This is a genomic window from Streptomyces albospinus, assembly GCF_014648695.1.
Classification (GTDB): domain Bacteria; phylum Actinomycetota; class Actinomycetes; order Streptomycetales; family Streptomycetaceae; genus Streptomyces; species Streptomyces albospinus.
The window spans coordinates 484,951-506,478 of the sequence record NZ_BMRP01000001.1; the positions used below are offsets into that span (position 1 = coordinate 484,951).

15 protein-coding genes are annotated in these 21,528 nt (G+C 71.4%); 3 read left to right on the plus strand and 12 right to left on the minus strand.

Annotation, left to right across the window (positions count from 1 at the left end):
* Window positions 1-29 precede the first annotated feature (29 nt).
* From pyk to pta, 3 genes are all read right to left on the minus strand, one after another.
* Complete coding sequence (pyk, locus tag IEZ17_RS02150; RefSeq protein WP_189295700.1) at window positions 30-1,457, minus strand: pyruvate kinase; 1,428 nt, start codon at window positions 1,455-1,457, stop codon at window positions 30-32.
* 61 nt (window positions 1,458-1,518) lie between these two features.
* A complete protein-coding gene (locus IEZ17_RS02155; RefSeq protein WP_189295702.1) occupies window positions 1,519-2,739 on the minus strand; it encodes an acetate kinase in 1,221 nt (406 codons plus the stop codon).
* Between the two features lie 31 nt (window positions 2,740-2,770).
* On the minus strand, window positions 2,771-4,864 hold the full coding sequence (gene pta, locus IEZ17_RS02160; protein ID WP_189295704.1) for a phosphate acetyltransferase: 2,094 nt from the start codon (window positions 4,862-4,864) through the stop codon (window positions 2,771-2,773).
* Between the two features lie 263 nt (window positions 4,865-5,127).
* Here pta and IEZ17_RS02165 point away from each other — a divergent pair, with 263 nt between their 5' ends.
* On the plus strand, window positions 5,128-6,153 hold the full coding sequence (locus IEZ17_RS02165) for an ATP-dependent 6-phosphofructokinase (RefSeq protein ID WP_189295706.1): 1,026 nt from the start codon (window positions 5,128-5,130) through the stop codon (window positions 6,151-6,153).
* Between the two features lie 65 nt (window positions 6,154-6,218).
* Here IEZ17_RS02165 and IEZ17_RS02170 read toward each other — a convergent pair whose 3' ends face one another.
* The 5 genes from IEZ17_RS02170 to IEZ17_RS02190 all read right to left on the minus strand — a co-directional run bounded on the left by IEZ17_RS02170 (window position 6,219) and on the right by IEZ17_RS02190 (window position 12,484).
* Window positions 6,219-8,798 carry an ABC transporter permease gene (locus IEZ17_RS02170; protein WP_189295708.1) on the minus strand — a complete coding sequence of 860 codons (2,580 nt, stop codon included), beginning with the start codon at window positions 8,796-8,798 and terminating at the stop codon, window positions 6,219-6,221.
* Between the two features lie 57 nt (window positions 8,799-8,855).
* On the minus strand, window positions 8,856-9,641 hold the full coding sequence (locus IEZ17_RS02175; protein ID WP_189295710.1) for an ABC transporter ATP-binding protein: 786 nt from the start codon (window positions 9,639-9,641) through the stop codon (window positions 8,856-8,858).
* Between the two features lie 196 nt (window positions 9,642-9,837).
* Complete coding sequence (locus tag IEZ17_RS02180; RefSeq protein WP_189295712.1) at window positions 9,838-10,554, minus strand: helix-turn-helix domain-containing protein; 717 nt, start codon at window positions 10,552-10,554, stop codon at window positions 9,838-9,840.
* A 173-nt stretch (window positions 10,555-10,727) separates the two neighbouring features.
* Window positions 10,728-11,627 (minus strand): carbohydrate ABC transporter permease, encoded by a 900-nt coding sequence (locus IEZ17_RS02185; RefSeq protein ID WP_189295714.1) that lies wholly within the window; start codon window positions 11,625-11,627, stop codon window positions 10,728-10,730.
* Complete coding sequence (locus tag IEZ17_RS02190; RefSeq protein WP_189295716.1) at window positions 11,627-12,484, minus strand: carbohydrate ABC transporter permease; 858 nt, start codon at window positions 12,482-12,484, stop codon at window positions 11,627-11,629. The genes IEZ17_RS02185 and IEZ17_RS02190 overlap by 1 nt, the downstream gene beginning before the upstream one ends.
* A 170-nt stretch (window positions 12,485-12,654) precedes the next feature.
* Between IEZ17_RS02190 and IEZ17_RS02195 the strand changes: the two genes are divergently transcribed.
* Window positions 12,655-13,860 (plus strand): RNA-guided endonuclease InsQ/TnpB family protein, encoded by a 1,206-nt coding sequence (locus IEZ17_RS02195; RefSeq protein ID WP_373299713.1) that lies wholly within the window; start codon window positions 12,655-12,657, stop codon window positions 13,858-13,860.
* Between the two features lie 26 nt (window positions 13,861-13,886).
* Here IEZ17_RS02195 and IEZ17_RS02200 read toward each other — a convergent pair whose 3' ends face one another.
* The 3 genes from IEZ17_RS02200 to IEZ17_RS02210 all read right to left on the minus strand — a co-directional run bounded on the left by IEZ17_RS02200 (window position 13,887) and on the right by IEZ17_RS02210 (window position 17,711).
* A complete protein-coding gene (locus IEZ17_RS02200; RefSeq protein WP_189295720.1) occupies window positions 13,887-15,248 on the minus strand; it encodes an extracellular solute-binding protein in 1,362 nt (453 codons plus the stop codon).
* Between the two features lie 77 nt (window positions 15,249-15,325).
* A complete protein-coding gene (locus IEZ17_RS02205; protein ID WP_189295722.1) occupies window positions 15,326-16,006 on the minus strand; it encodes a response regulator in 681 nt (226 codons plus the stop codon).
* A 52-nt stretch (window positions 16,007-16,058) separates the two neighbouring features.
* Complete coding sequence (locus IEZ17_RS02210; RefSeq protein WP_189295724.1) at window positions 16,059-17,711, minus strand: sensor histidine kinase; 1,653 nt, start codon at window positions 17,709-17,711, stop codon at window positions 16,059-16,061.
* 144 nt (window positions 17,712-17,855) lie between these two features.
* Between IEZ17_RS02210 and IEZ17_RS02215 the strand changes: the two genes are divergently transcribed.
* A complete protein-coding gene (locus IEZ17_RS02215) occupies window positions 17,856-19,259 on the plus strand; it encodes a cation:dicarboxylate symporter family transporter (RefSeq protein ID WP_189295726.1) in 1,404 nt (467 codons plus the stop codon).
* A gap of 76 nt (window positions 19,260-19,335) precedes the next feature.
* On the opposite strand, the gene glgB is transcribed toward IEZ17_RS02215, so the two are convergent.
* Window positions 19,336-21,528: 1,4-alpha-glucan branching enzyme (gene glgB, locus IEZ17_RS02220; protein ID WP_189295728.1), on the minus strand; the 2,193-nt coding region annotated here is incomplete at its 5' end.

Below are 21,528 nucleotides of genomic sequence, written 5' to 3' on the forward strand. Positions count from 1 at the left end.
TTTCGTCTGCTCTGTCCGCGGGCGACCCGTCAGGCGCGGTCGCCGCCCAGGTGGTGCACCCGGACCATGTTGGTGGTGCCGGGGACACCGGGGGGCGAACCAGCGGTGATGATCATGGTGTCGCCCTTGCCGTAGCGCTGGAGCTTGAGCAGCTCGGCGTCCACGAGGTCGACCATCGCGTCGGTGTTGTCGACGTGCGCGACGACGAAGCTGTCCACACCCCAGCTCAGCGTGAGCTGGTTGCGGGTGGCGATGTCGGTGGTGAAGGCGAGGATCGGCTGGGCGGCGCGGTAGCGCGACAGTCGGCGGGCGGTGTCGCCGGACTTGGTGAAGGCGACCAGCGCCTTGCCGTCCAGGAAGTCGGCCATCTCGCAGGCCGCGCGGGCCACCGCACCGCCCTGCGTACGCGGCTTCTTGCCGGGCACCAGCGGCTGGAGGCCCTTGGAGAGCAGTTCCTCCTCGGCCGCCTCGACGATCTTCGACATCGTCTTGACGGTCTCGATCGGGTACTGGCCCACCGAGGACTCCGCGGAGAGCATCACCGCGTCCGCGCCGTCGAGGATGGCGTTGGCGACGTCGGACGCCTCGGCGCGGGTCGGCCGGGAGTTGGTGATCATCGACTCCATCATCTGGGTCGCCACGATCACCGGCTTGGCGTTCCGGCGGCACAGCTCGATCAGCCGCTTCTGCACCATCGGGACCTTCTCCAGCGGGTACTCCACCGCCAGGTCGCCGCGGGCCACCATGACCGCGTCGAAGGCCATCACGACCTCCCGCATGTTGGCGACCGCCTGCGGCTTCTCGACCTTGGCGATGACCGGGACCCGGCGGCCCACCTCGTCCATGACGCGGTGCACGTCCTGGACGTCCTTGGCGTCCCGCACGAAGGACAGCGCGACCATGTCGCAGCCCATGTGCAGCGCGAACTTGAGGTCCTCGATGTCCTTCTCGGACAGCGCCGGGACGTTGACCGCGGCGCCGGGCAGGTTGATGCCCTTGTGGTCGGAGATGACCCCGCCCTCGATGACGATGGTGCGCACCTGCGGGCCGTCGACCTCGACGACCTGGAGGGCGACGTTGCCGTCGTTGATCAGGACCGGGTCGCCCTTGGAGACGTCGCCGGGCAGGCCCTTGTAGGTCGTACCGCAGATGTGCTTGTCACCGGGGACGTCCTCGGTGGTGATGACGAACTCGTCACCGCGCACCAGCTCGACGGGGCCCTCGGCGAAGGTCTCCAGGCGGATCTTGGGGCCCTGGAGGTCGGCCAGCACGCCGACGGCGCGGCCGGTCTCCTCGGCTGCCTTGCGGAGGCGGTGGTACCGCTCCTCGTGCTCCGAGTGGGTCCCGTGGCTCATGTTGAAACGGGCCACGTTCATACCGGCCTCGATCAGCGTCTTCAGCTGGTCGTAGGAGTCGACGGCGGGGCCCAGGGTGCAGACGATTTTGGAACGGCGCATGGCTGGAATCCTATCTGTTTGTTTCAGAGCGGAATATTCCACGTGGGGGAAACACCAACGGCTACGCGTTGACCAGGGCGTATGTCTGCTGGGCGATCTCCAGTTCCTCGTCGGTGGGCACCACGGCGACCGCGACCCGGGCGTACTCGGGCGAGATCAGCCGGGCCTCGTCGGACCGTACGGCGTTGAGCGAGGCGTCCACCGACATGCCCAGCCCCTCCAGCCCGGCGATGGCGGCGGCCCGCACCGGGGCCGCGTTCTCGCCGACGCCCGCGGTGAAGGCCACCGCGTCGACCCTGCCGAGGACCGCGGTGTAGGCGCCGATGTACTTCTTCAGCCGGTGGATGTAGATGTCGAAGGCGAGCGCGGCGCGCGCCCCGTCTTCTCCGCCCGCGTCGATCCGGCGGCGGATCTCCCGCATGTCGTTGTCGCCGCACAGCCCGAGCAGCCCGCTCTTCTTGTTGAGCAGCTCGTCGATCTCGTCCGTCGACATCCCGGCCACCCGCTTGAGGTGGAAGGTGACCGCCGGGTCGATGTCGCCGGAGCGGGTGCCCATGACCAGGCCCTCCAGCGGGGTCAGGCCCATGGACGTGTCGACGCACCGGCCGCCCTGCACGGCGGACGCGGAGGCGCCGTTGCCCAGGTGCAGCACGATCACGTTCACGTCCTGTGGCGCCTTGCCGAGCAGCTGAGCGGTCCGGCGGGAGACGTAGGCGTGCGAGGTGCCGTGGAAGCCGTAGCGGCGGATGCGGTGCGCGTCGGCGGTCGCCACGTCGATGGCGTAGCGGGCCGCGTACTCCGGCATCGTGGTGTGGAAGGCGGTGTCGAAGACCGCGACCTGCGGGAGGTCGGGGCGCAGCGCCTGCGCGGTGCGGATGCCGGTGATGTTCGCCGGGTTGTGCAGCGGGGCGACGGGCACCAGCCGCTCGATCTCCTTGAGCACCGCCTCGTCGATGACCGTCGGCGCGCTGAACTTCAGCCCGCCGTGCACCACCCGGTGCCCGATCGCGGCCAGCTCCGGGGAGCCCAGCCCGAGCCCGTCGGCTGCCAGTTCCGCGGCGACGGCCTTCAGCGCGGCCTCGTGGTCCGGTATCGCACCCTCGGCCTCGCGCCGCTCGCCGCCGGCGGCCGAAGGGTTGTGCACCAGGCGCGAGGTCTCCTCGCCGATCCGCTCGACCAGGCCGGTGGCGAGCCGGGCGCCGCTGCGCATGTCGAGCAGCTGGTACTTCACCGACGAGGAGCCGGAGTTGAGGACGAGGACGCGGGTGGCGTTGGCAGTCATGAAGAAGGGGCTTTCCGGTGTGAGGGGAGGGTCAGGCGGTGTGCCCGGCGCCGGGCTGGGCGCCCTGGGCCTGGATGGCGGTGATGGCGACGGTGTTGACGATGTCCTGGACGAGGGCGCCGCGGGAGAGGTCGTTGACCGGCTTGCGCAGACCCTGGAGGACCGGGCCGACCGCCACCGCGCCCGCCGAGCGCTGGACGGCCTTGTAGGTGTTGTTGCCGGTGTTGAGGTCCGGGAAGATCAGCACGGTGGCCTTGCCCGCCACCTCGGAGTCCGGCAGCTTGGTCCGCGCGACCGCCGCGTCCACCGCCGCGTCGTACTGGATCGGCCCCTCGACCAGCAGATCGGGCCGCAGCTCGCGGACGATCTCGGTCGCCTTGCGGACCTTGTCGACGTCCGCGCCGGACCCGGAGGTGCCGGTGGAGTACGACAGCATCGCGATCCGCGGCTCCACGCCGAACCGGGCGGCGGTGGTGGCGGACTGGATGGCGATGTCGGCCAGCTGCTCGGCGTTCGGGTCCGGGTTGACCGCGCAGTCGCCGTAGACCAGCACCCGGTCGGCCAGGCACATGAAGAAGACCGAGGAGACGATCTGGGCGCCCGGCCTGGTCTTGATGATCTCGAAGGCGGGGCGGATGGTGGCGGCCGTGGAGTGCACGGCGCCGGACACCATGCCGTCGGCCAGCCCCTCCTGGACCATCAGCGTGCCGAAGTAGGAGACATCGGCGACCACGTCGTGGGCCAGCTCGTAGCCGACGCCCTTGTGGGCGCGCAGCTGGGCGTACAGCTCGGCGAACCGCTCGCGCAGCTCGGAGGTCTGCGGGTCGATGATCTGCGCGTCCGCGAGGTCGATGGCCAGGTCGGCGGCGCGCTTGCGGATCGCCTCCGCCTCGCCCAGCAGCGTCAGATCGCAGACGTCGCGGCGCAGCAGCACATCGGCGGCGCGCAGCACCCGCTCCTCGGTGCCCTCGGGGAGGACGACCCGGCGGCGGCCGGAGCGGGAGCGCTCGATCAGCTCGTGCTCGAACATCATCGGCGTGACCCGGCCGGAGCGGGCGACGGAGATACGGTTCGTCAGCTCCGCGGTGTCGACATGCCGCTCGAAGAGCCCGAGCGCGGTCTCCGCCTTCCGCGGCGAGGCGGCGTTCAGCTTGCCCTCGACGGCGAACAGCTCGGCGGCGGTGGGGAAGGAGCCGGCCGGTACGGAGATGACCGGGGTGCCGGGCGCCAGCCGGGCGGCCAGCGCCATGATGTCGGGGCCGGGCCGCTCGTCGAGGGTGAGCACCACTCCGGCGATCGGCGGGGCCCCGGCGCTGTGCGCCGCGAGCGAGCCGATGACCAGGTCGGCCCGGTCCCCGGGGGTGATCACCATGCAGCCGGGGGTCAGCGCCTTCAGGAAGGTCGGCAGCATGGCGCCGCCGAACACGAAGTCCCGGGCGTCCCGGGCGAGCCCGGAGTCGTCGCCGAGCAGCACCTCGGCGCCGAGGGCGTGCACGATCTGGTTCACGGTCGGCGCGGACAGCGAGCCGTCCTCGGGGAGCGCGTAGCAGGGCACCGGCAGCCGGGCCGCGAGCCGCTCCGCGACGGCCTCGCGCAGCTCGGGGGCGACGCGGTTGACGACCATGGCGACCACGTCGCAGCCCAGCGAGGTGTAGGCGCGGTAGGCGTTGCGGGCCTCGGCGCGGACGGCCTCGGCCTCCTGGCCCTGGCCGCCCACGACCGGTATCACCGCGGCGCCGAACTCGTTGGCGAGCCGGGCGTTGAGGTTCAGCTCGGCCGGCAGGCTGGTGGCGGCGTAGTCCGAGCCGAGGACCAGGACGTACTCGTACTCCCTGGCGACCTGGTGGAAGCGGTCGACGAGCCGGGAGACCAGCTCGTCGGTGCCGCGCTCGGCCTGGAGGGTGGCCGCTTCCTCGTAGCTGATGCCGTAGACGGTCTCGGCGGGCTGGGTGAGGCGGTAGCGGGCCCGGAGCAGTTCGAAGAGCCGGTCCGGTCCGTCGTGGACCAGTGGGCGGAAGACCCCCACCCGGTCGACGTGGCGGGTCAGGAGCTCCATGACTCCCAGTTCGACGACCTGGCGGCCGTCGCCGCGCTCGATCCCGGTCACGTACACGCTGCGCGTCACGTGTGCTCTCCGTCCCTCTCCGATGCCCGCGAGCGAGCGCGCTCGCGGGATTGCCCTGCTCGCAAGGTCAAATTACCCGTTATTGTGGGCTTGCCCCTCTTGACAATACCTGCGCGTGTGGCTAGGCCGCTCTCTCAGTTTCCCCGGTGCGGTCGGGGCGGGGACAGTGGGGGTGGTCCCTGTGTGAGGCCGGCGCCGGCCGGCCCGTGAAACAATCGGACCGGCTCACACGAACCAACAGCGAGCACAGGAGACACAGCACGATGCGTATCGGAGTCCTCACCGCAGGCGGCGACTGTCCTGGCCTGAATGCTGTGATCCGGTCTGTTGTCCACCGCGCGCTCACCGGCCACGGCGACGAGGTCATCGGCTTCGAGGACGGTTTCAAGGGCCTGCTCGACGGCCGCTTCCGCAAGCTCGACCTCGACGCGGTCAGCGGCATCCTCGCCCGCGGCGGCACCATCCTCGGCTCCGCCCGGCTGGAGCGCGCCCGGCTGCGCGAGGCGTGCGAGAGCGCCAAGGACTTCTCGCGGGAGTACGGCATAGACGTGCTCATCCCGATCGGCGGCGAGGGCACGCTGACCGCGGCGCGGATGCTCTCCGACGCCGGGATGCCGGTCGTCGGCGTCCCGAAGACCATCGACAACGACATCTCGTCGACCGACCGGACCTTCGGCTTCGACACCGCCGTCGGCGTCGCGACCGAGGCGATCGACCGCCTCAAGACCACCGCCGAGTCGCACCAGCGGGTCATGGTCGTCGAGGTCATGGGACGGCACGCCGGCTGGATCGCGCTGGAGTCCGGGATGGCCGGCGGTGCCCACGGCATCTGCCTGCCGGAGCGCGAGTTCGACGTCAACGACCTGGTCAAGATGGTCGAGGAGCGGTTCGACCGCGGCAAGAAGTTCGCCGTGGTCTGCGTCGCCGAGGGCGCCCACCCGCTCGCCGGCACCATGGACTACAAGAAGGGCGCCATCGACCAGTTCGGCCACGAGCGGTTCTCCGGCATCGGCACCGCGCTCGCCCGTGAACTGGAGATGCGCCTCGGCAAGGAGGCCCGCCCGGTCATCCTCGGCCACGTCCAGCGCGGCGGCACCCCCACCGCCTACGACCGGGTGCTGGCCACCCGCTTCGGCTGGCACGCCGTCGAGGCCGCGCACCGCGGCGAGTTCGGCAGGATGACCGCGCTGCGCGGCACCGACATCACGATGGTCCCGCTGGCCGAGGCGGTCACCGAGCTCAAGCGGGTCCCGGCGAACCGTATGGACGAGGCCGAGTCGGTCTTCTGACGTCCCCCTCAACACGCCGCAGGCGGCGCGCCGTTGGGCGCGCCGCCTGCCTGCTTTCCGGGGCCTCACTGGGCGCCGATGGCCTCCAGCATGTTCAGCCGGGCGGCCCGCCGGGCCGGCCAGAGCGCGGCCAGCACGCCGACGACCAGGGCGATCAGCAGGAACAGCCCGAGCCGGCCCCAGGGGAGCACCAGCGCGTACGCCGGGAAGGACGAGCCGACCAGGCTGCCGCCGGCCCACGCCAGGAAGACGCCCACACCCATGCCGAGCACCGCGCCGAACAGCGAGATGACCACCGACTCCAGCCGGACCATCTGCTTGATGCCGCTGCGGGCCAGGCCGATGGCGCGCAGCATGCCGATCTCGCGGGTGCGCTCGAAGACCGACATCGCCAGCGTGTTGACCACGCCGACCACCGCGATGATCACGGCCATGCCGAGCAGCCCGTAGACCATGTTCACGATGGTGTCGATCTGCCCCGCGGTCTCCTTGCGCAGCGCGTCGCGGTCCTGGATCTTCAGCAGCGGGCTGTCGCCGAGCGCCTCGCGGATGTTCTTGGCCAGCGCGGGGGAGCCGCCGTGTGCCGTCTTGACCAGGAGTTCGTCGTCGCGGAAGCGATCGAGGTGCGGATCGACCAGGGCGGTGGACGCGAAGGACTTGCCGAGGACCTCGTTGTCCGCGTAGACGGCGGCGACCTTCAGCCGGGCCTTCTTCTTGTCGTAGAACTCGACGTTCAAGGTGTCGCCGGCGTGCCAGCCGCGCTCCTTGGCCTCGGTCTGGGAGACCGCGATACCGCCGGCCTTGACGGCCGCCAACGAACCCTGGGTGAAGGTGAGTCGGGTGACCTCGCCGATCCGGTCGAGGTTCGTGCCGCGGACGTAACCGAAGCCGCTGCCGGTGCCGTGGCCCGGTCCGCCGTCGACGGTGAAGCCCGCACCGCGGATGGGGGCCGCCGCCGTGACGCCGGGGACCTGGGCGACCTTCGCGGACAGCTTCGGGTCCAGGCCGACGAACGTGGACGTGGTGACCTTGTAGTCGGCGGTCAGCCCGCTGCCGGCCATCTTGTCCATGGCGACCTGCGCGGAGTGCCCCACGACGGTCATCCCGGTGATCAGGGTCAGGCCGATCATCAGCGCCGAGCCGGTCGCCGCCGTGCGGCGCGGATTGCGCAGCGCGTTCTCCCGGGCGAGCTTGCCGCTGACGCCGAAGAGCCGGGTGGTGACCACTCCGGCCAGGGAGACCAGCGGACGGGACAGCAGCGGGGCGAGGACGATCACGCCGATCAGCGTCAGCGTCGAGCCCGCCATCGCGATCGGCAGATCCTTGCCGGAGGTGAGGGTGGAGACCCAGAACATCACGGCGACGCCGGCGGCGGTGAGGACCGCGCCGATGGTGTTGCGGACGACCAGACTGCGGGGGGCGGGCGGCGCCTCGACGGTGCTCAGCGCCTCCACCGGGGCGATCCGGGCGGCCTTGCGGGACGGCAGCCAGGCGGCCAGCACGGTCACCAGCACACCGACGGCCAGGGAGGCGAGCACCGTCGAGGGGCTGATGACCACCGGCCCGTCCGGGAAGCCCGCGCCGTTGGCGTCCAGGACGGCACGCAGCCCCACGGCGATCCCGGTGCCCAGCGCGAAGCCGACGAGCGAGGAGATCAGCCCCAGCAGACCCGCCTCGGCGAGCACCGAGCGCACGACCTGGCGGCGCGCGGCGCCCACCGCGCGCAGCAGCGCGATCTCGCGGCTGCGCTGGGAGATCAGCATGGTGAAGGTGTTGGCGATGATGAAGACGCCGACGAACAGGGCGATCCCGGCGAAGGTCAGCAGCGTCTTGCTGAGCGCGCTGTTCTGCTCGGCGATCATCCGGGCCTGCTCGGCGGCGAGTTGACGTCCGGAGGTCGCCTGGGCGCGCGCGGCGGGCAGGAGTTGACTGACCTCGGAGGTCAGCTTCTGCTGGTCGGTGCCGGGGGCGGCGGCCACCACCAGCTCGTCGAACTGGCCGGGGTGCAGATAGAGCCGCTGCGCGGTGGCGGTGTCGAACAACGCCAGGCTGCCGCCCGCGGTCACCGCAGGGTCGTCGGTCGCCACGATGCCGACCAGCTTCTTCGTCAGCACCGGGCCGTCGGTGGCGAACCGCACGGTGTCGCCGAGCGTGACGCCGGCGGCCTTCGCGGTGTTCTCGGCCAGCGCGATCTCGCCGCCGGAGGCCGGGCCGCGGCCCCGGACCAGCGGGTAGCGACCGTCCTTGCCGTCCTTGCCCGGCTGGTAGTTGGCGGCGAGGTTCTGCCAGCCGTTGCCGATCGGCTGCCCGTCCCGGCCGGCCAGGGTCGCCGTGCCGGTGACGTCGGCGCGTACCGATTGCACGCCGGGCAGCGCGCGGATCCGGTCCGCGAGGCGGTCGTCGAGGGCGGTGCTCCGCTTGCCGTCCTTCGCGCGTCCGGGGCCGGCGTCGGGGTCCTGGGTGGCCTTCACGGAGACGGCCACGTCCTTGAGGTTCTTGGCGGAGGCGTTCTTGACGGCCTCGCCGACGGAGTCGCTGAAGATCAGGGTGCCGGCGACGAAGGCGACGCCGAGCAGGACCGCGAGCGCGGTCATCAGCAGACGGGCTTTGTGCGCAAGGACGTTGCGCAGGGCGGTTCGCAGCATGGTGGTGGTGTCAGTCCTGGGTCCGGGGAGTGGCGGGGTGCGGCGGCTCGTGAATCGCTAGTTGGTCCGGCCCTTGGCGTCGAACATCCGCATCCGGTCCAGTACGGCGTCCGCGGTGGGCTCGTGCAGCTCTTCGACGATCCGGCCGTCCGCGAGGAAGACCACCCGGTCCGCGTACCCGGCGGCGACCGGGTCGTGGGTCACCATCACCACGGTCTGGTCCATCGCGCGCACCGACTCCCGCAGGAAGCCCAGTACTTCGGCGCCGGACCGGGAGTCGAGGTTGCCGGTCGGCTCGTCCGCGAAGATGATCTCGGGCTGGGCGGCCAGCGCCCGGGCCACCGCGACCCGCTGCTGCTGGCCGCCGGAGAGCTGCGCGGGCCGGTGGCCGAGCCGCCCGGAGAGGCCGACGGTCTCCACGACCCGGTCTATCCACTCCTGGTCGGGGCGGCGGCCGGCGATGGCCATCGGGAGCGTGATGTTCTCCAGCGCGGTCAGCGTCGGCAGCAGGTTGAACGCCTGGAAGATGAAACCGATCTTGTCCCGGCGCAGCCGGGTCAGCTGCTTGTCGCCCAGCGACGCCAGCTCGACGTCCCCGATCCGGGCGGAGCCGGCGGAGATCGAGTCCAGCCCGGCCATGCAGTGCATCAGGGTGGACTTGCCGGAGCCGGAGGGGCCCATGATGGCGGTGAACCGGGCCCGGCCGAACTCGACGCTGACGGAATCCAGCGCGACCACCTGGGTCTCGCCCTGGCCGTAGACCTTGCTCAGATCGGTGGCGCGGGCGGCGACGGCGGTGGCGCGGGCGGGGACGGCGGGACGGGGGGCAGCGGCGAACGACACCGGGACTCCTGAAGGGGGGCGGAAAAAGCGATGCCCCCATCCTCGATCCCGCAGGTCGGCCAGGTCTTCGCCCGCAGGGACCGAAAGCCGCACCGGCCGGAAGTGCCACGCCCGCCGCCGGCGTCCTCCTCTGGACGGACGGCGCTCCGCCCGCAGACCCATGGGACACGTCAGGGTCGGGACCGGCCGCGGCCGGTCACCGGGGCGGCTCCATCTCTCCGGCCCGCCGCCAGAACTCCATGACGATGCCGTCGAGGAAGTCGCGCCCGGCCTTGCCGGACTCGTCGGGGGCGCCCCCGCCGGTCCAGCTGAGCGAGGCCGTCATGGTCGCGTGGTACTCCTCGTGCAGCTGCTGGAGGACGTCCTGGAGCCGCTCCTTGGGCAGCGGCGCGAGCTTCCCGACCGGGCGGACATAGCCCTGCCAGCGGGTGGTGGCGGCGCTGGTCAGCAGTGCGGCGAGCTGCTCCTCCTGGCCGGTGAAGCGCAGCAGCGCGGGCAGCGGCAGCCGCAGCGCCTCGGCGAGGGCGGCGGCCTGCCGTTCCGTGCCGCGCCAGGGCCCGCCGCCTTCCAGGCGCTCGTACGTGGTCTGGTCCATGCCGATCCGCAGGGCCAGGTCGGCCGGGGCGAGGCCGAGCGCGAGGCGGTATTCGCGCAGGGTCCCGGGGGTACCGAGGAGTTCGGCGGGAGCGCACCACAAAGCGCCCGCCAGTGCGGTCAGCTCGGCCTCCGTGGGGGCGCTCTCGCCCAATTCCCAGGAGGCCACCGTCGCCGGATGCAGCTGAATTCCGTAAGCCGCCCAGATTCCGTAGGCGACGTGTGCATGGGTCATGCCGAGGGCCTCGCGCAGCCGGCGGGCGGCGGCGGCGTTGAAAGGGGGCCTGCGCGCATCCCCGTCGTGCGTGTTCACCGGCACACGGTAAGTGACGAGGTGGCTTCGCACCTATCGTGCGGATGTCCAAGTTTGCGGGTTGGAGGAAGGTACGTGGCGACAGACCGTTCCCGGCCGTCTTACGCCGCTTTCCGGCCAACGGGCCGCCGGGCCGGTGCGCCCGCGCTCCACGGTCCCCTTTCCGGTGTCCCGGCCGGTCAGCCCTTCACCGCTCCGCCGAGCGCAAAGCCGCCGCCCAGCCGCCTGGAGACAAGGATGTACAGCAAGATCACCGGTGTCGAGTAAAGGATCGAGAATGCGGCGAGTTCACCGAAGGCGATGGCGCCGTAATTGCCGAAGAAAGTGAAAATGCTGACCGACGCCGGAAGGTTCTCGGGAGAGAGCAGCAGCATGAACGGGACGAAGAAGTTCCCCCACATCATGATGAAGGTGTAGATCGCGACGACACCGCAGCCGGGCCCCATGAGCGGCAGGATGATCCGCCGCAGGGTCTGCCACCAGGACGCGCCGTCCGTCCAGGCGGCCTCCTCCAGCGCCTTCGGCACCCCGTCCGTGAAATTCTTCATCAGCCAGATGGCGAACGGGAGTTGGGCGGCGGCCAGGAACAGTGCGGTGCCGTACCGGGTGTCGATCAGATCGACCCGCACGAACAGCGCGTAGACCGGGACCATCACCGCGGTGATCGGCAGGCAGGTCGCGAACAGCACGGTGAGCAGGTACGGGCGGCACAAGCGGGACCGGAAGCGGGACAGCGGATAGGCGGCGAGCGCCGCGCAGACCACCGTGAGCAGGGTCGCGCCGCCGCAGATCAGCAGGCTGTTGAGCATCGGGGTGAAGGTGATCTCGTCGGTCAGCACCGCCGAGAAGTTGCCCAGGGTGGGCGAGGCGGGCAGCCCCACCCGGAGCGTCGCGTGCGGGTCCAGCGACGCCAGCACCAGCCAGGCCAGCGGGATCGCGAACGCCGCCGCGGTGAGCAGCAGCGCGGCGTCGGCGGCGAGCCGGTGCCGGGTGGCGCGCCGGAGCACCGGCCGCCCGCGGACCGTGCGCCGCCCCGCGGCCACCGCCGGCCCTCGCGGTCCCGTACGCGTCGGCCGCATCAGGTGTCCTCCCGCAGCAGCCGCAGATACACCGCCGAGAACAGCGCGCCCACCACGAGCAGCAGCAGCGCCACCGCCGTGCCGTACCCGATCAGGGACTTCAGGAACGCCTGGTCGTACATGAACACCGGCAGCGTCTGGCTGCGGTTGCCGGGGCCGCCGCGGGTGATCGCCCAGATCAGCCCGAAGACGGAGAGCGTCTGGAGGGTGTTGAGCATGAGATTGGTGCCGATGGAGCGGCGGATCATCGGGAGCGTGATGTGCCACAGCCGGCGCAGCCCGCCCGCGCCGTCCACCGCCGCGGACTCGGTGACCTCCCGGGGGATTTCGGCGAGCGCCGCGGAGTAGATCAGCATCGAGAAGGCCGTGCCGCGCCAGACGTTGGCGAACGACACGGCGAGGATGGGCAGCGTGAACAGCCAGTCCTGGGTGGGGAGATGGAGCCACTCCAGGAGGGCGTTGAGGGTGCCGCGCCGTTCGAAGAAGGTGTAGAGGAGAAAGCCCGCGACGATCTCCGGGAGCACCCAGGCGGTGATCACCACCGCACCGGTCAGCGCCCGCACCGGCCGCGAGGCGCGCCGCATCAGCCCGGCCAGCGCCAGCCCGAGCGTGTTCTGGCCGAGGAGCGACGAGACCACCGTGAACACCAGCGTCAGCACGACCGCGTTGCGGAAGGCCGGATCGGCGAACGCGCGGCGGAAGTTGGCCAGCCCGACGAAGGACGCCGACTCCTGGCCGGTGAGCTGGGTGTCGGTGAAGGCGAGGTAGCCGCAGTAGCCGATGGGCCCGGCCAGGAAGAGCAGCAGCAGGACGGTGGCCGGGGCCAGCGGCGACCAGCGCAGCAGGCGGCGGTTCATCTGGTTCCTTCGTAGGGATTCCGCCCTTCAAGGCGGAGTGGGGGTACCTCCCGCTTGCGGAGACGAAACGGACTCCTGCGGAGCACAGCAAGGGGCTGCGATGCGCCGCCAAGACGGATGGTAGTGCTCTGACCCGCAGATTTGGTCTTAAGTCGCAGCCTCACTAGCTTGTGAGCGTGACTGCGACGTGCGTGAAGCGGGCATTCAAATTCCGCTTCTATCCGACTGATGCGCAGGCAGCTGAGCTGTCGCGCACGTTCGGTTGCGTCCGCAAGGTCTACAACCTCGCCCTTGCCGCCCGGACCGAGGCGTGGGCGCTCCGCCAGGAGCGGGTCAACTACAACGCCACGTCGGCGATGCTGACGGTGTGGAAGAAGACCGAGGAACTGGCGTACTTGAACGAGGTGTCGTCGGTGCCGTTGCAGCAGACGTTGCGGCACTTGCAGACCGCGTTCACCAACTTCTTCGGGAAGCGGGCCAAGTACCCGCGCTTCAAGTCCCGGAAGACGTCGCGGAAGTCCGCCGAGTACACCACCAGCGGTTTCCGGTTCCGGGACGGCAGGATCACCCTGGCGAAGATGAGCGACCCACTCGACATCGTGTGGTCGCGTCCGCTTCCCGAAGGGGCGAAGCCGTCCACGGTGACCGTGTCGCAGGATGCGGCGGGGCGCTGGTTCGTCTCCCTGCTGTGCGACGACCCGACCATCAAGCCCCTCCCGGTCACCGATCAGGCGGTCGGGGTCGATGTCGGCCTGGACCACCTCCTGACCTTCTCCACCGGGGAGAAGATCACCAACCCCCGCTACGAGCGCCGGGACCGCGCCCGCCTCGCCAAGGCCCAGCGCAGCCTTGCCCGCAAAGCCAAGGGGCATGGGACCAACCGGGCCAAGGCTCGGCGCGAGGTCGCCAGGATCCACGCCCGGATCGCCGATCGGCGCCGGGACGGGCTGCACAAGCTGACTACTCGTCTCGTTCGTGAGAACCAAACGATCGTGATCGAGGACCTGAACGTGCGCAATATGGTCAAGAATCGGAGCCTGGCCCGCGCCATCAGTGATGCCGCGTGGTCGGACTTCCGGAGCATGCTGGAGTACAAGGCCGCCTGGTACGGGCGGGAAGTGATCGCGGTGGACCGCTTCTTCCCCTCCTCCAGGCTGTGCTCCCACTGCGGCACCCTGCACGGCGCGATGGGTCTGCATGTCCGCACCTGGACGTGCGAGTGCGGTACCACGCACGACCGCGACGCGAACGCGGCGCGTAATCTGCTGGCGGCCGGACGGGCCGTGACAGCCTGCGGAGCTGGTGTAAGACCTCAACGGAGTTCTCCGGGCGGGCAGTCGGCGATGAAACAGGAAGTCTCACGGCGCGAGCCGTAAGAATCTCCCCCTCAAGGGGGAGAGCGTCAAGGCTTGGCGACGACCCGGCCGCCGACCAGGGACCGCACCGCGGCGTCGTACTGCCCGGCCGCCTTGTCCGGCGAGGCGTCGCCCGCGGTGACCGACTCCGTCGCCTCCCCGATCGCCGCGGCGACCCTGGGGTATTCGGGCAGCGCGGGCCGGTACTGGCTGATGGACACCAGATCGGTGAAGAAGCCGATGCCCGGCGACTTCAGATACCGCGGATCGGCCGCGACGTCCTTGCGGACGGCGATCTGGGCGCCCCGCACGCACCACTCCAGCGCGTTGCTCCGCGACTGGAAGGTCTCGATCAACTTCCAGGCGAGATCGGGCTGTTGGGCGCGCTGCGGTATCGACCAGGTCCAGCCGCCGGCCAGGCTGACCCGGCCGGGCGGCGCGCCGTGCTGGGTCGGGAACGGCGCCTGGCCGAGCGTCGTCGACCAGGCGGGCCACGGCTTCCCGCCGCCCGTCCGCTGCCACTGCTGGCCGAGCCAGGAGCCGTCGAGGTCGATGGCGAGCTTCTGGTCGGGCAGCAGCTCGGCGGCCACGTTGGTCTGGATGTTGGGGCTGAGCGCGTCGGAGACGTCGGGCCCCAACTTCTCCTTGTAGACGGTGTCGAGGAAGCCGAGGCTGTCCTTGAACCCCTGGGTGCCGGTGACCCACTTCCGCGTGCCGGGGTCGTACAGCTGGTTCTGCCCGGTGCCGTACAGCAGCATCTCGAAGCCCTGCATCACGGCGGCCTCGCCCGCGCCCTTGCCGGTGAAGACGTTCAGCGGGATGACGCCGGGGACCCGCTGCTTGACGGTGCGGGCGGCCGTCAGGACGTCGTCCCAGGTGCGGGGGTGCCAGTCGGCGGGCAGTCCGGCCTTCTGGAAGATCGTCTTGTTGAACCACAGCCCGCGGGTGTCGGTGCCGTCCGGGACGCCGTAGGTCCGGCCGTCCTGCCCCTTGGCCGCGGCCTTGGCGGACGGTTCGAACTGCCGCCAGGCGGCCCACTTCGCGAGGTACGGGTCCAGGGGCCGCAACAGCCCCGCCGTGATGTCGGAGTTGACCAGGAAGGTGTCCTCGTAGACCAGGTCGGGCGCGGTCTTCGGGGAGCGCATCATCTCCTGGATCTTGGTGTAGTAGTCGTTCTCCGCGGCCTGGATGGGGATCAGCCGGACCTTCTTGCCGGGGTTCGCCTTCTCGAACTGCCGCGCCACGAGGGCGACATAGTCGTCCCGGACGCGGACCGCGTTGTTGGTGTCCTTCATGAAGGCGACCCGGACGGTGTTGCGGTCGCTCCCGGATCCGCTGCCGCAGGCGGTGAGCGTGCCGGCGGCCAGCACGGCGGCGGTGAACAGGATCAGCGGGGTGGTGGAGCGCACGGCACGACCTCCAACGGACCACGGTCAACCAACCACGGCGTACTGCCCGCTGAACGTAAGCCACCGGTCACACCGGGTCAATGCCCCGACCAGCGGTAGCGCAACTCCGGGCGGCCGACCTGGCCGTACTGCGGGGCGCGGACGGCCCGGCCGCTCTCCACGAGGTGCTCCAGGTAGCGGCGCGCGGTGATCCGGGAGATCCCGACGTCCGCGGCGGCCTCGGTCGCGGTCAGCCCCGCGGCGGCGTCCCGCAGCACATCCGTCACGGCCCGCAGGGTGGCCGCGGTCAGCCCCTTGGGCAGCGCGGCCGGCCGCGGGGCGCGCAGCGCGGCGAGCGCCCGGTCCACCTCGTCCTGCCCGCTGGCCTCCCCGGTGGTCGCGCGGAACTCGGCGTAGCGGACCAGCCGGTCGCGCAGGGTGGCGAAGGTGAACGGCTTGAGCACGTACTGGACCACGCCCAGCGAGACGCCCTCGCGCACCATCGCCAGATCGCGGGCGGAGGTCACCGCGATGATGTCCGCGCCGTGCCCGGCCGCGCGCAGCGTCCGCACCAGCTGGAGCCCGTGCCCGTCCGGCAGATAGAGGTCCAGCAGCAGCAGGTCGACCGGGTACTGGTCGAGATGGCGGCGCGCGTCGGCGCCCGAGTGCACGGTGCCGGACACCGTGAAGCCCGGCACCCGCCCGACGTACAGGGCGTGCGCGGCGGCGGCGACCGGATCGTCCTCGACGACCAGGACCCGGATGTCGGCAGGGCTCACCGGGCACGTCCTTTCGCCGCCGGGCGGCCGGCGGGGCGGGGGAGGGGGCGCCTCATGGTGCCACCCGCAGCGGCAGCCGGACGGTGAACCGGGCGCCGCCGTCCGGCCCCCGGTCGAGGACGACCGTGCCGCCGTTGCGCCGGACCGCCTGCCGGACCAGCGCCAGCCCCAGCCCGCGGGTGGTGCCGCCGGCGGTCTCCTTGGTGCTCCAGCCGCGCCGGAAGACCTCCTCGGTGGCGTCCGCGGCCACCCCGGGCCCGTTGTCCGCGACGCACAGCAGCAGTTCGCCGCCGTCCGCCCGCGCGCTCACCCGCACCTGCGGGGGCGCGCCGTGCTCCTGCGGCGGGGCTGCGGCGTCGATGGCGTTGTCGACGAGATTGCCCAGGACGGTCACCAGGTCGCGGGCCGGCAGCCGCGGCGGGAGCAGCCCGTCGTCGATCCGGGTGTCCGGGGTGAGGACCAGCTCGACGCCGCGCTCGTTGGCCTGGGCGGCCTTGCCGAGCAGCAGCGCGGCGAGCACCGGCTCGGCGACCGCGCCGACGACCCGGTCGGTCAGCGCCTGGGCCAGCTCCAGCTCGGCGGTGGCGAACTCCACCGCCTCCTCGGCGCGCCCCAGCTCGATCAGCGAGACCACGGTGTGCAGCCGGTTGGCGGCCTCGTGCGCCTGCGAGCGCAGCGCCTCGGCGAAGCCCCGTACGGAGTCCAACTCGCCGGACAGCGCCTGGAGTTCGGTGTGGTCGCGGAGGGTGACGACGCTGCCGCGGTGCTCCCCGCCGGAGACCGGGGAGGAGTTGACGACCAGCACCCGCTCGCCGGTCAGATGCAGCTCGTCGACGCGCGGACCGGCCGCCCGCAGCGCCTCGGTCAGCGGCTCCGGCAGCCCCAGCCCGCCGACGGGGCGGCCCACCGCGTCCTGTGACAGCCCCAGCAACTCCCGTCCGCCGTCGTTGATCAGCGCGACCCTGCGCTGCCCGTCGAGCATCAGCAGCCCCTCGCGGACGGCGTGCAGCGCGGCCTGGTGGTAGTCGTGCATCCGGCTCAGCTCGGCGGCGTTCATCCCGTGGGTGTGCCGGCGCAGCCGGGCGTTGATCACATACGTCCCGGCCCCGCCCAGCGCCAGCGCCGCCGCGGCCACCCCGGCCAGCGCCAGGACCTGGTCCCGCAGCTGCTGGCCGATCGTCGCGATGGTGATCCCGGAGCTGACCAGCGCGGTGATCCGGCCGCCCTGCCCCGGGTCGCGGACCGGCGCGACGACCCGCACGGACGGGCCGAGCACGCCCAGGTGCGTCTCGGCGAAGATCCTGCCGTGCAGTGCGGGCGCGGTGTGCCCGAGGTACTTCCCGCCGATCGCGGACGGCTCCGGATGCGTCCAGCGCGTCCCGTCCGGCGCCATGATCACCACGAAGTCGACCCCGGCGTCCCTGCGCAGCCGCTCGGCGTACGGCTGGAGTGCGATCGTCGGGTCCTTCGTCCGGGCCGCCGCCACCACGGCCGGGGAGTCGGCGACGGCGGTGGCCGCCGCGGTCGCCTGCCGGCGCGCGGTCTCCTCCGCCTGCCGCCCCGCGCTGAGGTACGCGAACACCGCGCAGCCCACGACCACCACGGCCACCAGCACGACCTGCATGGCGAAGAGCTGCCCGGCGAGGCTGCGGGGGCCGCGGGGCCGCCAGGGCCATCGGGACGGCCGGGGACGGGGGAGTCGCATGCATAACAGTCTGCACGGTCACTTTTACGTGAACGAAATGCACGTAAGGGTGACGGGCGCCACACGGCCATGCATAGTCGCCGGGACTTGTTGTGCGCCGGAGCCGCAGATGGGGCGCAGAACCGTAGACCCTAGGAGGCAGCCGTGGCTGCACAGACCCCGCCGTCCAGGGGCACCACCGAGGAGACCTCGCCGGCCAAGCGGGACCGGACCCACTTCCTCTACATCGCCGTCATCGCTGCCGTCCTGCTCGGTATCGCCGTGGGCTTCGCCGCCCCCGGCTTCGCCGTCCAACTCAAGCCGCTCGGCACGGGGTTCGTGAACCTCATCAAGATGATGATCTCGCCGATCATCTTCTGCACCATCGTGCTGGGCGTCGGCTCGGTCCGTAAGGCGGCCAAGGTCGGCGCGGTCGGCGGGCTGGCCCTCGGCTACTTCATGGCGATGTCCACCGTCGCGCTGGCCATCGGCCTGGTCGTCGGAAACATCCTGGAGCCCGGTTCCGGCCTCCACCTGACCGAGGCGCTCCGGCACGCCGGCCAGGCCCAGACCGCCGGCGGCCACCAGTCGACCACCGACTTCCTCCTCGGCATCATCCCGACCACCCTGGTCTCCGCCTTCACCAAGGGCGAGGTGCTCCAGACCCTGCTGGTGGCGCTGCTGGTGGGCTTCGGACTCCAGGCACTGGGCTCGGCGGGCGAGCCGGTGCTGCGCGGTATCGGCCACATCCAGAAGCTGATCTTCCGGGTGCTGTCCATGATCATGTGGGTGGCGCCGGTCGGCGCCTTCGGCGCCATGGCCGCGGTCGTCGGCGCCACCGGCGTGAAGGCGCTGACGTCCCTGGTCGCCATCATGACCGGTTTCTACGTCACCTGCCTGCTCTTCGTGATCGTGGTGCTCGGCGCGCTGCTGCGGCTCTGCGCCGGGGTGAACATCTTCGCGCTGCTGAAGTACCTCGGCCGCGAGTTCCTGCTGATCCTGTCCACCTCCTCCTCGGAGTCGGCCCTGCCGCGGCTGATCGCGAAGATGGAGCACCTGGGCGTCAGCCGCCCGGTCGTCGGCATCACCGTCCCGACCGGCTACAGCTTCAACCTCGACGGCACCGCCATCTACCTGACGATGTCCTCGCTGTTCGTCGCCGAGGCGATGGGCAAGCCGCTCTCCCTCGGCCAGCAGGTCTCGCTCCTGGTCTTCATGGTCATCGCCTCCAAGGGCGCGGCCGGCGTCACCGGCGCGGGTCTGGCGACCCTGGCCGGCGGCCTACAGTCGCACCGCCCCGATCTCGTCGACGGCGTCGGCCTGATCGTCGGCATCGACCGCTTCATGAGCGAGGCCCGCGCGATGACCAACTTCGCCGGCAACGCGGTGGCCACCGTCCTGATCGGCACCTGGACCAAGGAGGTCGACAAGGCCCGGCTCGCCGGCGTGCTCGCCGGCCGGCTGCCGTTCGACGAGCGGACCCTGGCCGCCGACGCCCACGACACACCGCCCGCACCCGAGGCCGCCGCACCGCGGGACGGCGCGGAGAAGACGTCCGCGACGGTCTGACGCAGGACGCGCAGGACGCGCAGGAGGGGAGAAGGGGCGGGCGCCACGGGGCGCCCGCCCCTTCGGCGCCGCCCGCCTAGGCGGGCAGCAGCCAGATCGTGGCCAGCGGCGGGAGGACCGTCGCGACGGAGCGGTCGCGGCCGTTCCAGGGGACCGGTTCGGCGGGCAGGGCAGCGGCATTGGCGACGCCGCTGCCCCCGTAGCGGGGGTCGTCGGTGTTGAGGACCTCGCGCCAGGCGGGGACGTCGTCCGGGACGCCGATGCGGTAGGCGTGGCGTACGACGGGCGAGAAGTTGGTCACCGAGACCAGCGGGCTGCCGTCGGCCGAGTGGCGGACGAAGGAGAAGACGTTGTCCTCGCTCGCGTCGCCGTCGATCCACGAGAAGCCCGCCGGGTCGGTGTCGCGCTCCCAGAGAGCGGGCACGGCCGCGTACCGGAGGTTGAGGTCGCGCACCAGGTCGCGCACGCCCCGGTGGTCGGCCTCCGCCTCGTACGACGGGTCCAGCAGCCACCAGTCCGGGCCGTGGCTCTCCGCCCACTCCGCTCCCTGGGCGAACTCCTGCCCCATGAACAGGAGTTGCTTGCCCGGGTGGGCCCACATGAAGCCCAGGTACGCGCGGTGGTTGGCGCGCTGCTGCCACCAGTCGCCGGGCATCTTCGACACCAGGGCGCGCTTGCCGTGCACCACCTCGTCGTGCGAGATCGGCAGGACGTAGTTCTCCGAGTAGGCGTAGATCATGGAGAAGGTCATCTCGCCGTGGTGGTACTTGCGGTGCACCGGCTCCTTCTCGACGTAGCCGAGGGAGTCGTGCATCCAGCCCATGTTCCACTTCAGCCCGAAGCCCAGCCCGCCGAAGCCGCCCGGCCCGACGTGGTGCGTGGCGCGGGTGACGCCGTCCCAGGCGGTGGACTCCTCGGCGATGGTGACGACACCGGGGCAGCGCCGGTAGACCGTCGCGTTCATCTCCTGGAGGAAGGCGACCGCGTCCAGGTTCTCCCGCCCGCCGTGGACGTTCGGCGTCCAGCCGCCGTCCTCGCGCGAGTAGTCGAGGTAGAGCATCGAGGCGACCGCGTCCACCCGCAGCCCGTCGATGTGGAACTCCTCGCACCAGTACACCGCGTTGGCGACCAGGAAGTTCCGCACCTCGGTACGGCCGTAGTCGAACTCCAGCGTGCCCCAGTCCGGGTGCGCGGCCCGTGCCGGGTCCCCCGGCTCGTACAGCGGGCGCCCGTCGAACTCGGCCAGCGCCCAGTCGTCGCGCGGGAAGTGCGCCGGCACCCAGTCCATCAGCACGCCGATCCCGGCCTGGTGCAGCGCGTCGATCAGGAACCGGAAGTCGTCCGGGGTGCCCATACGGGCGGTGGGCGCGTAGAAGCCGGTCACCTGGTAGCCCCAGGAGCCGCCGAAGGGGTGCTCGGCGACCGGCATGAACTCCACGTGCGTGAAGCCCAGGTCCTTGACGTACGAGGGGAGTTGGGCGGCCAGCCGGCGGTAGGTGAGACCGGGCCGCCAGGACGGGAGGTGGACCTCGTAGACCGAGAACGGCGAGGTGTGCACCGGCCGCGCACCGCGCCGGGCCATCCAGTCGGCGTCCTGCCAGCGGTGGTGCGACGCCTCCACCACCGAGGCGCTGGCCGGCGGGCACTCGGTCCGGCGCGCCATCGGGTCGGCGCGTACGGTCTTCGAGCCGTCCGGCCGGGTGATCTCGAACTTGTACAGTTCGCCCTCACGGATGCCCGGCAGGAACAGCTCCCAGACCCCGGACGAGCCCAGCGACCGCATCGGGAAACCGGTGCCGTCCCAGTAGTTGAAGTCCCCGACGACCCGTACGCCCCGGGCATTGGGCGCCCACACCGTGAAGCGGGTGCCGAGCACGCCCTGGTGCTCCATGGTCCGCGCACCCAGCGCCTGCCACAACTGCTCGTGCCGGCCCTCGCCGAACAGGTGCAGATCCAGCTCCCCGAGCGCCGGCAGGAAGCGGTACGGGTCCCGTACGGTCAGCGGGCCGCTGTCGCCGTAGTCGACCAGCAGCTCGTAGTCCGGGACCGTGCGCAGCGGCAGGACGCCGGCGAACAGCCCGTCCCCTTCCGAGCGGAGCGGGGCCCGCAGCCCCTTCGCCACGACCGTGACGCCCCGGGCGTACGGCCGCAGCGCCCGGATCCGCAGCCCGCCGGGCACCGGGTGCGCGCCGAGCAGCGCATGCGGATCGTGGTGCGCGCCGTCGAGCAGCCGCCCGCGGTCCTCGTCGGACAGCGGCTCGGCGGCGGG